At 42.4% G+C, this 12,936-nt stretch carries 15 protein-coding genes; 3 read left to right on the forward strand and 12 right to left on the reverse strand.

The window, feature by feature from the left end; genetic code table 11:
• Positions 1-4: 4 nt before the first annotated feature.
• The 4 genes from DBR43_RS20485 to glmM all read right to left on the reverse strand — a co-directional run bounded on the left by DBR43_RS20485 (position 5) and on the right by glmM (position 5,740).
• A complete protein-coding gene (locus DBR43_RS20485; protein ID WP_124584944.1) occupies positions 5-2,299 on the reverse strand; it encodes a GH92 family glycosyl hydrolase in 2,295 nt (764 codons plus the stop codon).
• Positions 2,300-2,651: 352 nt separating this feature from the next.
• Positions 2,652-3,185, reverse strand: coding sequence for a GNAT family N-acetyltransferase (locus DBR43_RS20490; protein WP_124584184.1), 534 nt, complete (start codon positions 3,183-3,185; stop codon positions 2,652-2,654).
• 12 nt (positions 3,186-3,197) lie between these two features.
• Entirely contained in the window at positions 3,198-4,352 is a 1,155-nt protein-coding gene (locus DBR43_RS20495) for a cysteine desulfurase family protein (protein ID WP_124584186.1), read from the reverse strand.
• Positions 4,352-5,740, reverse strand: coding sequence for a phosphoglucosamine mutase (glmM, locus tag DBR43_RS20500; protein WP_124584188.1), 1,389 nt, complete (start codon positions 5,738-5,740; stop codon positions 4,352-4,354). The genes DBR43_RS20495 and glmM overlap by 1 nt, the downstream gene beginning before the upstream one ends.
• Positions 5,741-5,915: 175 nt before the next feature.
• Here glmM and DBR43_RS20505 point away from each other — a divergent pair, with 175 nt between their 5' ends.
• Genes DBR43_RS20505 through DBR43_RS20515 form a run of 3 tightly spaced genes read left to right on the forward strand, consistent with a single transcriptional unit; the run spans position 5,916 to position 7,935 of the window.
• Positions 5,916-6,647 (forward strand): class I SAM-dependent methyltransferase, encoded by a 732-nt coding sequence (locus tag DBR43_RS20505; RefSeq protein ID WP_124584191.1) that lies wholly within the window; start codon positions 5,916-5,918, stop codon positions 6,645-6,647.
• The gene (locus tag DBR43_RS20510; RefSeq protein WP_124584193.1) at positions 6,644-7,207 is read left to right on the forward strand and encodes a phosphatase PAP2 family protein; all 564 of its coding nucleotides are present in this window, start codon (positions 6,644-6,646) and stop codon (positions 7,205-7,207) included. Before DBR43_RS20505 ends, DBR43_RS20510 begins: the two co-directional genes overlap by 4 nt.
• Positions 7,207-7,935: a ZIP family metal transporter gene (locus tag DBR43_RS20515; RefSeq protein WP_124584195.1), complete on the forward strand. Its 729-nt coding sequence runs from the start codon at positions 7,207-7,209 to the stop codon at positions 7,933-7,935. Before DBR43_RS20510 ends, DBR43_RS20515 begins: the two co-directional genes overlap by 1 nt.
• A gap of 8 nt (positions 7,936-7,943) precedes the next feature.
• Here DBR43_RS20515 and DBR43_RS20520 read toward each other — a convergent pair whose 3' ends face one another.
• The 8 genes from DBR43_RS20520 to nusB all read right to left on the reverse strand — a co-directional run bounded on the left by DBR43_RS20520 (position 7,944) and on the right by nusB (position 12,927).
• Positions 7,944-8,408 (reverse strand): MarR family winged helix-turn-helix transcriptional regulator, encoded by a 465-nt coding sequence (locus DBR43_RS20520; RefSeq protein WP_317126000.1) that lies wholly within the window; start codon positions 8,406-8,408, stop codon positions 7,944-7,946.
• Positions 8,408-8,569 (reverse strand): DUF5522 domain-containing protein, encoded by a 162-nt coding sequence (locus tag DBR43_RS33010; protein WP_158622558.1) that lies wholly within the window; start codon positions 8,567-8,569, stop codon positions 8,408-8,410. Before DBR43_RS33010 ends, DBR43_RS20520 begins: the two co-directional genes overlap by 1 nt.
• Position 8,570: 1 nt before the next feature.
• Positions 8,571-9,512 carry an MBL fold metallo-hydrolase RNA specificity domain-containing protein gene (locus tag DBR43_RS20525; RefSeq protein ID WP_124584197.1) on the reverse strand — a complete coding sequence of 314 codons (942 nt, stop codon included), beginning with the start codon at positions 9,510-9,512 and terminating at the stop codon, positions 8,571-8,573.
• A complete protein-coding gene (coaE, locus tag DBR43_RS20530; RefSeq protein WP_124584199.1) occupies positions 9,512-10,108 on the reverse strand; it encodes a dephospho-CoA kinase in 597 nt (198 codons plus the stop codon). Before coaE ends, DBR43_RS20525 begins: the two co-directional genes overlap by 1 nt.
• Positions 10,108-11,055 (reverse strand): CdaR family protein, encoded by a 948-nt coding sequence (locus DBR43_RS20535; RefSeq protein ID WP_124584201.1) that lies wholly within the window; start codon positions 11,053-11,055, stop codon positions 10,108-10,110. The genes coaE and DBR43_RS20535 overlap by 1 nt, the downstream gene beginning before the upstream one ends.
• Before the next feature lie 81 nt (positions 11,056-11,136).
• Positions 11,137-11,478: a preprotein translocase subunit YajC gene (gene yajC / locus DBR43_RS20540; RefSeq protein WP_124584203.1), complete on the reverse strand. Its 342-nt coding sequence runs from the start codon at positions 11,476-11,478 to the stop codon at positions 11,137-11,139.
• A gap of 28 nt (positions 11,479-11,506) precedes the next feature.
• The gene (locus DBR43_RS20545) at positions 11,507-11,971 is read right to left on the reverse strand and encodes a DUF1573 domain-containing protein (RefSeq protein WP_124584205.1); all 465 of its coding nucleotides are present in this window, start codon (positions 11,969-11,971) and stop codon (positions 11,507-11,509) included.
• 5 nt (positions 11,972-11,976) lie between these two features.
• Positions 11,977-12,927, reverse strand: a complete 951-nt coding sequence (nusB, locus tag DBR43_RS20550; protein ID WP_124584207.1) for a transcription antitermination factor NusB — start codon at positions 12,925-12,927, stop codon at positions 11,977-11,979.
• Between the last annotated feature and the right edge of the window lie 9 nt (positions 12,928-12,936).

Consider the following 12,936-nt stretch of genomic DNA (forward strand, 5'->3'; position numbering starts at 1 on the left):
TCCGTTATTTATTCGGATCAGTAGAGAAAGAGTAAGGGAAATCTGTTTCCTTAGTTCCTCTTTGTTTATTCGGTGTTGCAGACATGTTAAAGTCCAGCGTTGCACCTTTGGTGAGCTCTGAATGGCTCAACCAGTTTTTAGGATAAGCAGTACCGTTGTATTTCAGTCCCTGTACATACCTGTTGTCTGCACTGTTATTGGCGGCATTGATCGTTACCGTTTTACCATTTTCCAGGTTCAAAGTCACCTTTTTAAATAAAGGCGCACCCAATACATACTGGTCTGTGGCAGGTGTTACCGGATAAAAGCCCATCGCAGAGAACACATACCATGCAGAAGTCTGCCCGTTATCTTCATCTCCACAATAGCCATCAGGTGTCGCTTTGTACATGCGGTCCATGGTTTCCCTTACCCAATATTGCGTTTTCCATGGCGCCCCTGCATAATTATACAGATAGATCATGTGCTGGATCGGCTGGTTGCCATGTGCATACTGCCCCATATTGGCGATCTGCATTTCGCGGATCTCATGGATCACACTTCCATAATAGCTTTCGTCATAGATCGGAGGTAAGCTGAACACAGAATCCAGTTTGCTCACAAACTTCTCTTTACCACCCATTAATTTTGACAATCCGTCGATGTCCTGAAATACAGACCAGGAATAATGCCAGCTGTTTCCCTCTGTAAATGCATCACCCCATTTGAAAGGATTAAACGGCGACTGGAAAGAACCATCTTTATTTTTACCTCTCATCAACCCACTCGAAGGATCGAACAGGTTTTTGTAGTTCATGCTTCGTTTCGCATATAAGTCAAGTTCTGCCTTTGGCTTTTTCAAAGCTTTACCCAATTGGTAAATTGTAAAATCATCATAAGCATATTCTAAAGTACGCGCCGCATTCTCATTGATTTTCACATCATAGGGCACATATCCCAATTCATTGTAATACTTCACTCCTGCCCTTCCAACAGCCTCTAAAGGACCTTCATTATTGGCACCATGCGTCAACGCATCGTACAAGGTATTGATGTCGTAACCGCGAAGGCCTTTAATGTAGGCATCGGCCACTACTGAAGCAGAATTGTTTCCGACCATCACATTGGCATATCCCGGGCTCGACCATTCCGGCAACCATCCTCCTTCTTTATAATCATTGATCAGTCCTTCCTGCATTTCTTTATTGATCGAAGGATATACCAGGTTCAGGAAGGGATATAAGGCCCTGAAAGTATCCCAGAACCCTGTTCCGGCAAACATATAACCTGGCAGGATCTTTCCGTTATAAGGACTCCAGTGTACGATTTTATTGCTGGCATCCAATTCATATAGTTTATTAGGAAAGAATAAAGTGCGGTAAAAACTGGAGTAGAAGGTCCTGGTCTGATCTACCGTTCCGCCTTCTACGGCTACCCTGCTCAGGGTTTTATTCCAGATTGCTTTGGCTTTTGCTTTCGTTGCATCGAAAGAATCGTTCGCCAGTTCGCGTTTTAAGTTCAGTTCCGCCTGCTCAAAGCTGATGAAAGAGGAAGCCACTTTCATCGTTACCTTTTCTCCTTTTGCGGTTTTAAACCCGATAATCGCACCGGAATGATCGGCTTTGATTTCCAGTTCATCCTTCAGCAATTCTTTTCCTTTCCAGGCATTTGCCGAGCTGAAGTCCTTGTCAAAGTACGCCACAAAATAATTCTTGAAGTTTTCCGGAGTCAGCTTATGACTATGTCTGGTGGTATAACCGATGATTTTTCTTTCTTTCGGGAAGATCTTGATGTAAGATCCTTTATCGAAAGCATCCAGTACGACAAAAGAGCTGTCGGATTTTGGAAAAGTAAACCTGAACTGGGCCGCTCTTTCGGTCGGCGTAATTTCCGTTGTTACATCTGCATCTGCAAGGTAGACGCTATAATAATAAGGTTTCGCCACTTCCGCCTTGTGAGAATACCAGCTGGCACGATCGTCCTGCTCAAACTTCTTCTTACCCGTCACCGGCATAATAGAAAATTGTCCGTAATCGTTCATCCATGGAGATGGCTGATGGGTTTGCTTAAAACCACGGATTTTATCGGCATCGTAGGTATAAGCCCAGCCATCGCCCATTTTGCCAGTCTGGGGAGTCCAGAAATTCATTCCCCATGGTAAAGCAATGGTGGGATAAGTATTTCCGTTTGACATGGAAGGCTTACTGGCTGTTCCCATTAAAGGATTGATCCATTCTACAGGATCGCTCAGCTTGCCCACTGTTTGCGCAAAGGCCGAAGAGCAGCCCGCAATTAATAATGCTGTTAGGTATCGTTTCATCATTGTGGTCTTGGGTAAATAAAATTATAATATTTGGTTTAAAATCTTGCTTCTCACTTGTCAAATCGGCATAAAGCCTGAATTAAACATGAATATGGAGGAATTCTTCTTTTCTAATTTTCATCATATTCCTACTTAAAAAACGTTTTAGCTAAACTCTAAAGTAATAGATTTTTGTGGAATAACTAAATAAAAAGTATAACATTTTAGTTAAAGAGCCCTGGAGATAGTAAAACGTTTTATTTATTTTCAAATGAACCCTGAAAATCCAACCTGATCCTGGCCGGATTCAGCCCCGGACCGGCTAAAAATACAATGAAAAAAAGAAGCGATAAAGTGGATTAAAACCGGCTTAACGGACGGAAGCCAGGTAGACTTTATTTTTGATCTTTTCCGCCATCGAACTGGCTTCCTGATCGGACAATATCCTGTTACTCATCAGTAGAAAAGGAAAAGATGCATTCGGGTCAGCATAGGCCGGCTGCCGGTAAGGGAGAGACAGTATATGATAACCCAATCTTTCATAAAAAGCGATCCTTCTGATGGAAAAAGAATCTTCAGGATGTTCTACTTCCAGAATAATCGTTCCCGGTAGCTGTTCCTTATAATGGTTCAGTACGAGCGCGCCGTAATTCTGTCCGCGAAGTGCCGCATCAATTGCAAAATGTTCCACAAAAAAACAATCGTCAATTTCCCACCAGGTAATCAAACCAATGTTTTTATCCGCAGTATACACCAGGTCCAGGTGCATCTCTTTGGTATCCGGAATCAGCTGGAGCAGGGAAGCCCAGTCCCTCCGCTCATGCGGAGGGAAGGCATCCTCATATAATGTTCTGATAAAAGTCAGCGCCGGATCGTTTACCGACGTGATGCGTTGAAACTGCATAGAAAGATGGTTTTACGCAGTAACGTTTTGACTTACAATATGTTTTACTTTATCAATCACGATATCCAGTTCTTCCTTAGTATTGTATTTACTGAAAGAGAACCTTACCGAAGGCCGGTTTGGATCGGCGTTAATGCCAGTCAGTACATGTGAACCAATGTTGGACCCGGAAGAACAGGCACTGCCACCCGAAGCAGAGATGCCATTGATATCCAGGTTAAACAACAACATGTCAGACATGTCCATCGCCGGGAAAGAAACATTCAATACGGTATATAAACTTTTATCCGCATCGGTTTCTCCGTTAAAATTTAGATCTGCAATCTCTGTGCTCAGCCTGTTTTTAAGGTAATCTTTCAGTTCCTGAATATGCTGCTGATGACTTTCCATTTCTGAATAGGCGATCTCCAGGGCTTTCGCCAAACCGATGATGCCATATACATTTTCTGTTCCACCGCGCATATTGCGTTCCTGAGCACCACCATGAATGAATGGTCCGATCTTGATGTTATGGTTTACAAAAAGGAAACCTACCCCTTTCGGTCCATGTAATTTATGTGCTGCGCAAACGATGAAATGTGCTTTTAATTTCCTTACATCATGTACATAATGGCCCATGGTCTGAACCGTATCACAATGATAGATTGCCTCATACTGCTCACAGAGCTCTCCTACACGTTCAATGTCTGTTAGCGTACCCAGTTCGTTATTGGCATGCATCAGGGATACAAAACTGCGTTCATTGTCTTTCAACAATTCTTCCAGATGTGCATAGTCTATATTCCCTTTGTCGTCAATATTCACAAAGCTCAGCTTTTCGATCACCCCTTGCTTCAACAGCATCGTTAAGGTGTGCTCCACTGCATGGTGCTCTATTTTCGAAGTAATGGCATGTTTAATATTATAGGCTGCGATACCACAACGAATCGCGGTATTGTCGGCTTCCGTACCCCCGGAGGTAAAAAAGATCTCTGCAGGAGTCGCATTTAAAAGACCGGCAACTGTTTTTCTTGCTTTTTCCACCAATGTACGTACCTCCCTGCCCTGAGCATGAATTGCAGATGGATTTCCGTAATAATTAGTCATCACGTTCACCATCTCTGTGATCACCTCTGCATCAAGAGGCGTCGTTGCCGCGTTATCCAAATAGATCCTGTTCGTCTGCATTAGTTCAATTTTAAAATTTCTTTAATATCTGATATGATTTTCGAAGCAAGGTTCTCCGCAACGGTTTCGCTGCCAGCCTCACTGTAAATACGAATGATCGGCTCTGTATTTGACCTGCGCAAATGAACCCATTCTTTATCAAACTCTATTTTCAACCCATCAATTGTACTGATAGGCTGGTTTTTATATTTCTCCTGAACCTTCAGCAATAAAGCATCAATGTCCATTTCCGGAGTTAGGGTAATTTTATTCTTAGAAATGTAATAGGCAGGATAGCTACTTCTTAAAAGAGAAACAGACTTACCAAACTTTGCGAGGTGGGTCAGGAATAATCCGATTCCAACCAGTGCATCACGGCCGTAATGAGATTCCGGGTAGATGATTCCACCATTACCTTCACCACCAATGATTGCATTGGTCGCTTTCATTTGGTTTACTACATTCACTTCTCCAACTGCGGAAGCGTGATACGCTCCTCCTGCCCTTTCCGTCACATCTCTCAATGCTCTGGTAGAAGACAGGTTGGAAACCGTATTTCCCGGGGTATTTTTAATCACATAATCCGCTACGGCTACCAGGGTATATTCTTCACCAAACATGCCGCCATCTTCGCATACAAAAGCCAAACGGTCTACATCCGGATCAACCACAATTCCTAAATCTGCATTTTTCTCTTTTACGAGTTTGGAAATTTCGGTCAGGTTTTCCGGCAATGGCTCCGGGTTATGAGGGAAATGTCCATCCGGAGTACAATACAGTTCATAAACTGTTTTTACCCCCAATGCTTTCAATAAAGCCGGTACAAAAATTCCTCCCGTAGAATTTACACAATCAATGGCAATCTTAAAATTGGCTGCTTTGATCGCTGCCACATCTACCAGTGGCAAGGCAAGAACGGCATCTATATGTTTCTGTAAATACGTATCGTTATGGGTTACCTTACCCAGATCATCAACATCAGCAAAACTGAATTCTGCTTTTTCAGCGATCTCCAAAAGTTCTTTTCCATCTGCATCGCTGATGAATTCCCCTTTTTCATTGAGTAATTTTAAAGCATTCCATTGTTTAGGATTGTGACTTGCCGTTAAGATGATCCCGCCACCTGCTTTTTCCAGCGGAACAGCGATTTCTACAGTCGGCGTAGTGGATAAGCCAAGGTCAATGACCTCAATTCCCAAGCCCTGAAGTGTGCCAATCACGAGGTGGTTCACCATTTCTCCTGAGATCCTGGCGTCACGACCGACAACAATTTTTTTAATGTTCGTTTTATTGATAATCCAGGAGCCGTAAGCTGCCGTAAATTTAACGATATCAATAGGAGTCAAACCATTACCGGCAATTCCACCGATGGTTCCTCTTATTCCAGAGATAGATTTTATTAGTGTCAAGTTATTCGGTTTTTTTTTCAAAAATAGCAAAAAAAGAACAGAATGATTGATTTTTAAGGCCCTCAATCGTAAAATTAACATCATTAAAATTGGCGATGAAGCTCAAATAATCCTCTTTGTTGCATTTCAAAATACTATATTTGTCTTTTTCCTAAACATCAAAAATTCCGGCTCTATGCAGCGTAAATGGTTTCAATATTGGTTCAATTCCCCCTATTACCATATTTTATATAGTCAACGTAATGACGCTGAGGCAGAATTCTTAATCGATAACCTATCGGCTTATTTAAAACCTGCAGCAGATTCCAGGATTCTGGACATTGCCTGTGGCAGGGGACGTCATTCCATTTACCTGAATAAAAAAGGCTATGATGTGACCGGAATAGACCTTTCAGAGCAAAGCATAAAATATGCGCAGCAGTTCGAGCAAAAACACCTTCATTTCTTTGTTCATGACATGCGCAAACTGGCCTTCATCAATTATTTTGACATCGCCATGAACCTGTTCACCAGCTTTGGGTATTTTGATACGGAAAAAGACCATGTCAATGCTTTAAAATCCTTCAGAAAGGGCATAAAGCCTGATGGAACGCTGGTTATCGACTATTTCAACACCCAGAAAATCATTAAAAACCTCACGCAGCAGGAAACAAAAACTGTAGAAGGTATAGAATTCCACCTCCATAAATTTGTGTCGGAAGGAAAGATCATTAAACACATTAACTTTGAACACAGGAACAAAACCTTTGCTTTTGAAGAGCGGGTACAAGCCTTCCAGCTGGAAGATTTTGAAAGAATGTTCCTGAAGAGCGGCCTGCAGATCACCGAGACTTTCGGAAGCTATGGCCTGGAGCCATTTGACGAGACCAAGTCCGACCGCCTGATTTTAATCTGCAAAAAAATATGATAGAAAGCCTGCAGCAGTTTGATGTCGAATTGTTTCTTAAAATCCACAGAGGCCTCGCAAATCCATTTTTCGATTGGCTGCTGCCTTTAATGAGGAACCGTTATTTTTGGGCACCCCTCTACCTGTTTATCGTCATTTTCTGTGTAAAAGAGTACAGGAAAAAAGGATGGTACATCATCGGAATGTTGCTTTTTACGGTAGCCGTAGGAGATTTATTGTCCTCCAGGGTCATCAAACCCCTGGTTGCTCGCATCAGGCCCTGCAATGACCTCAGCCTGGCAGATGAACTGATCCGTCGTGTGCCCTGCGGAAGCGGATATAGCTTTCCTTCGGCACATGCCACCAATCATTTTGCCATCGCCCTTTTTCTCATCTTTGTCTTTTACGACAAATGGAAACCTATTTTGCCCATTGCACTGATCTGGGCCTTTATCATTTCTTTTTCACAAATCTATGTTGGGGTACATTACCCGATTGATACCATGGCCGGCGCATTGCTCGGCAGCTCCATCGGAATCGCAACATCTTTTATCTACAAAAAAATACAACCGCAAGTATAATGGAAGTCTGGAAGCTGTTTATTTTATTCTTTAGCGCCTTTTTAGGGGGCTCTGCCATCTTTCTGGTAAAGAGCGATAAGTCGCAGCTGCTAAAGCTCATCCTATCTTTTAGCGGGGCCTATTTATTTGCCATTACCGTATTACACCTGATCCCTGATGCCTACAGCGGTCCGGACCATGCAGAGATCGGCATCTTTATCCTGATTGGTTTCTTATTGCAGATTCTGCTGGAACAGTTCTCCGAAGGTGTAGAACATGGTCATATTCATAAACATGGGGATTCCAAAGCTTTTCCTTATGGCATCATGATCAGTTTATGCCTGCATGCCTTTCTGGAAGGAATGCCTCTGGCAAAAGACCAGCACAATGCTTTGATATTTGGAATTTCATTGCACCATATCCCTGCGGCTTTTGCACTGGCCAGCATCCTGATGCAAAGTAAATTCAACAGAAACAGTGTGCTTTTTTACATCAGCATTTTTGCGGTTATGGCTCCGCTTGGGTTTTATGTGAGTTATGGCCTGAGCAATGGCACCATTGGAGGCGTAGAAAACTACTTCAACAAAATCATGGGAATTGTGATCGGAATCTTCCTTCACATCTCTACCACCATCCTGTTTGAATCCAGTGTAGACCATAAAGTGAGTAAGCGGAAAATGATTGCCGTGTTATGCGGTGTAGGAATCGCCCTGATCGGTTATTTCTCTGCCGGCGGACATGCACATTAAGCAGCCGGTTATCCCCGCATTTTATCCAGCAACTGATTGAGCAGCGTTGCTTCCTCTTCGGTCAGGTTTTCGGAAACCGGTGCAGAAAGGTCAAGCTCCTGGTCCATCCTTTTCAAAAGTGCAAGCCCTTTATCGCTGATCAGGATATCTACCGCCCGTTTATCGTTTGGATTGATCTTTTTGGCAACCAACTCTTTCTGAACCAGGCGTTCTGTGATCCTGGAAGCATCACACATTTTATCCAGCATCCGCTCTTTCAGGAGGTTGATGGTAGAAGGCGCAGGATATTGCCCCCTCAGAATCCTCAGGATATTGAATTGCTGTGGCGTGATCTCATAAGGCTGAATCAGCTGTCTGAAATGTTCATTACACCAGCTATAGGTAAATACCACATTCACAATAGCCTGCTGGTAAATATTTTCAAATTTTGACGTTTTTGTTTCTTTCTGCAACTGCATCTCCAATCTTTTCATTAAGTATCGTTCTCTTCTTTTGGTTTGGTTTTCTTTTTACCAAATCCCCAGGGGCAATGTCTGCATTTATTCTTACAACAATAGCCTCTTTTCAAATGATAAGCTTCGGTGAAAACCATCAGCCCATCCTCATTTAGATAATAGTCTATCCCCTCTTCCATTTTAAGTCAGCAATTTAACTACCAAACTATCCGCATAATGTTTTTTTAATTGTACGCCATCTCCGTGATTGGTCCATACCTGCGTAGGTTTCACCTGCTCTATCGTATAAATGATGTCTTCCCAATCGGCATGGTCAGAAACATACAACTGGATTTCATTGTTGTTTTGCAGGTGTTTCCACCCGGTTGCAAAGACCCTGATCACATTGATCGCGCGGAAATAACTCCTGAACACCATCGGCGGCACAAGATAGACCATATTCGTATGGTTGTTCTTCATCACCTTCCTGTCGTACATCTCATATTTCCCCATGTCTATCCCATTCTGCTCATAAATCTTCACAAAAGGCATCATGCTATGGTGTACCAATATCCGTTTTTCCGGACAATATTTATTCATCAGACTGATCAGACGCTGGCATTTACCTAATGCATAAGCACCCAGCATGATGTTGCTCTGTGTCGCATTCAGTTTCAGAATTTCCTCTTCCGCTGCGGGATGCCTGGTATTGGGATCTGCAAAAGTCGTCTCTGTGATCAGCACATCTGCCTCACGGTATTCAATAGGCTCACAGGTATCATCAGGCTGAAGTTTATAATCTCCCGTATACAGGTACTTAACCCCCTCATACTCCATCAGAATCATCGCAGAGCCCAGGATATGCCCGGCAGGAATAAAACTGATTTTCACACCATTTAAAACAAATGTTTCCTCATAAGCTTTAAGGTGAAATTCTCCCCCGGCAAATTTCTTGTACCGGTGTTTCATAAAAAGTGCCGTAGCTTCTGTGCAGTATACGTTCAGGTTTCCGCCTATGGCATGGTCGCCATGGGCATGGGAAATCACTGCGTATTTTACGATTTCCTTAGGATCCAGATAAAAATCACCATACCTACAAAATAAACCTGTTTTTGTAGCAACTATAAAATCATCTAATATCATTAAGGGAGTATATTTAAAAATTGATGGTGAAGATCCATCAATTGTATAATTAAAGAATCTGTTTCATTATTGCGGACCAGCATATCCGCCATTTTTGCTTTCTCCTCATCGGAGAGCTGTTTATCCATCCTGGCCTGAACCTGTGCCTCAGTGACCCCGTCGCGCTGCATCACGCGTTGTAATTTGAGCGCTAAAGGGGCAACAACCAATACATTCCTATCGCACATCTGATAAGAACCGCTTTCAAAAAGCAGGGCTGCTTCTTTCAGCACATAAGGGACACTTGCCGGAATATCTTTTACCCAGTGTTCAAATGCCCGGAATACGGCAGGATGTACCAATGCATTTAATTTAGCAAGTTCTTCGGCCTGATTAAAGACGATACCTGCAATGTGTTTATTATTCAAGCTGCCGTCAGGAGCATAGCTTTCTGCGCCAAAAGCTGCTTTAACGCCTGCAACCAGGATCGGATCGCTGACCATGATCTGCTTCGCCACTGTATCTGCATAGAATACCGGAATGCCCAGGCTCTCAAACACCTTACACACGGTGGTTTTCCCACTTCCTATACCTCCTGTTATTCCTATTTTTAACATTATTTTTCTATGATAAAATCAATTTTTGCCGGTTGTGACTGTACCAGCTTACAATAATCGGGAAAGCGGATCAGCTTTACCCTCAGCTCATTGTGCTGAAAAATCTTCCACTCATTCATATCTACGACCGCCTCGATAAATTCCTCATTTACCTGCGGATATTTAGAAAGGGCAACCAGCAGGGTAATCTTCACCTTTTTAGGGTAAAGTTTAACATTGTAATACTCCTTGTTATTGATAACCTTAACGGGAACCTCTATTACTTTTTCCGTAAACTCGTCGACCGGCAGTTTGACATCTACACTTGTCGGAAAGATGTTCACGTTCTTCATCTTATTTTGCATCATCGCAATCCTGGCTACCGTTGTCGCCTGAATTTTCTCCATTTTCAGCGTATCTGTATTCCACTCGTTGATGTTTCGGATGTCCTGCTCAGGACCGGAGATCGTCACATAACTGGGATTGATCTGGATCTCGTTCGAAACGCCGTACTGTGGCATATAATGCAGGTTAGAAACCAGGTTTACAGGTACCCGTTTCACCCTTCTTTCAGAAAAATCGAAGTAAAGGGTATCGGGTTTTACAGAAATGATCTTTTGGGAAGTCTCCAGTTGCCGGTTCACATTGAACAGCTGCTCAGAAAAGAGCACAAAATTCCTGTTGTTTAGTTTTTCCAGGCTGATGGAGATCGATTGAGGTTTAATCCTCAGTCGGGCAAACAGGAGCTGCCATCCGGTTCCTTCCACCTGTAAATCTACCGTGTCCGACTGTAAAGGATGAAAAGCTTTCTTCTGAGGGAAATTTCGGTAGTCCAGAACCGTCTTTGCAGTATAGACATATTTATTGTTCAAAGCCATGAACAGCCATGCACCAACTGCCAGGAACAGGCAGGTGACCAGCGCCAGAAAACGCTTTTGCTCTACTTTTGTGAGTTTGATGATTGGCATGGTGGTAAAGTAAACAAATATACTGAAATGCAAAAGCCGCACCAAACAAGGATGCGGCTTTTACCAGTATAGCTGAAAAACCTATGCTTTAGGAGCGTCAGTTTTTGCAAGATCAACTTTAGGAACTGCAGCTTTCGTTGCATCCACAGAGACTGCGGTTTTATCAAAACGGATTTTAGCACCGCTTTCTACTTCGATTACAAACGTAGTATCGTTCATATCAACGATCCTTCCGTGAATTCCGGCAGTAGTTACGACTTTATCGCCTTTTTTCAAGTCTTCAACCAGTTTTTTATGGTCTTTTGCTTTTTTAACCTGTGGTCTGATCATAAAGAAATAAAATACGACCATGATTAAAACCATCGGTACCAGGGTACCTAGCATATTGCTGCCACCTGCTTGTAAGATTACTGTTGATATCATATTGTTGTTTATAAAATTTTTGTATTGCCTATTTTACTTCTTTGATCTCTCCTGTCAGGTGCAATTCTGCAACTGCCGGATTTGCATTGGAAGTCACTGTGATCACTTTATCCTGCATCCCAAATTTACCATGGCTATCAAAAACTACTTTAATCACGCCTTCTCCACCCGGTGGAATTGGTTCTTTCGGAGGTTCAGGAATAGTGCAACCACAAGTTGCTGTAGCATTGCTGATGATCAGCGGGCTTTTACCCGTGTTTTTGAATTTGTAACTGTAGTTTACTTTCTCTCCCGGAGCTATTTTACCGAAGTTATAGATTCCGCTATCGAAGGTAATTACAGGTGCATCGGCTGCTGCAACAGGATTTGCTGAAGCTTCAGTTGTTGCTGTTGTACCTGCCGCTGCAGTACTTTCTGCAGGAGTTTTTGCTGTGTTTTGCTGGCATGATGCAAATGTCATCGCTGCAATTGCCAATAACAAGATTTGTTTCATAATCGTTATTCTTCTATAAGTCCGCGACCGATTTTATGGATGCTGTCTGTCCGCTTCAGGTCACCTAAAATTTTGTCCAAGATACCGTTAATAAATGAATTACTTTTCGGAGTACTGTAATCTTTTGATAGATCCAGGTATTCATTAATCGTCACCTTAACTGGTATAGAGGGGAAGTTTAACAATTCACAGATCGCCATTTTCATCAAAATGGTATCCATTAAAGCAATCCTTTCCGATTCCCAGTTCTTGGTACGCTCTGCGATCAGGTCCTGATATTCCTTGTTGTTTTTCAAGGTATAAACAAAAAGATCTTCGACAAACTTTTTATCTTCATCCCAATCCTGACTGATCGGGGTCAGTTTATTTTTACGGGGATCTTCAGAGGTGAAATTTTTCAAAGTCTTGGCCACCATTCCCTGCATCACTTCTTTATCTACAGACCAGTTGATAAACTTGTCCTCAAAAGCCTGAATGATGTTGTGGCTTTTCAAAATAATCTTTCTGAAAATGTATTTGATAATGGTTTTGGATTCCTCCAGGCTGTTGTCCTCATCGGCAAGATAAGCCAGGTATTCAGGAGTAGTTTTCAGGGTATTGAAAATACCTTTTACAAATTCCGGGTCAGACAACCAGTTGATCTGGTATTTGTTGACCATATCAATAAAGGCTGGGTTCTCTTTCAGAGTTACCGCAAACTTATTGTGGAGCAGTTTCATGTTTGGATTGAGATCCTCTGCTGTAGGCAAATGTTTATTTGACCTTTCTGTAGCATCCGTGCTAGTGTATTCCGTGACCTCAACAAGGAGCGAAAGCATCCAGATGTACATTTCGTACACGCTGTCAATACTCTGCAATAATGCCTTCTTCGAAGAAGCTAAATCTCTCTTGTCTGTCATTTGCCATGCAAAAATATTCTGCAAAGCTTTAATTCTTAAGTGCCTTCTGTTTAACATGAATGTAAG

It is taken from the genome of Pedobacter sp. KBW06, from assembly GCF_003852525.1.
Lineage (GTDB): Bacteria > Bacteroidota > Bacteroidia > Sphingobacteriales > Sphingobacteriaceae > Pedobacter.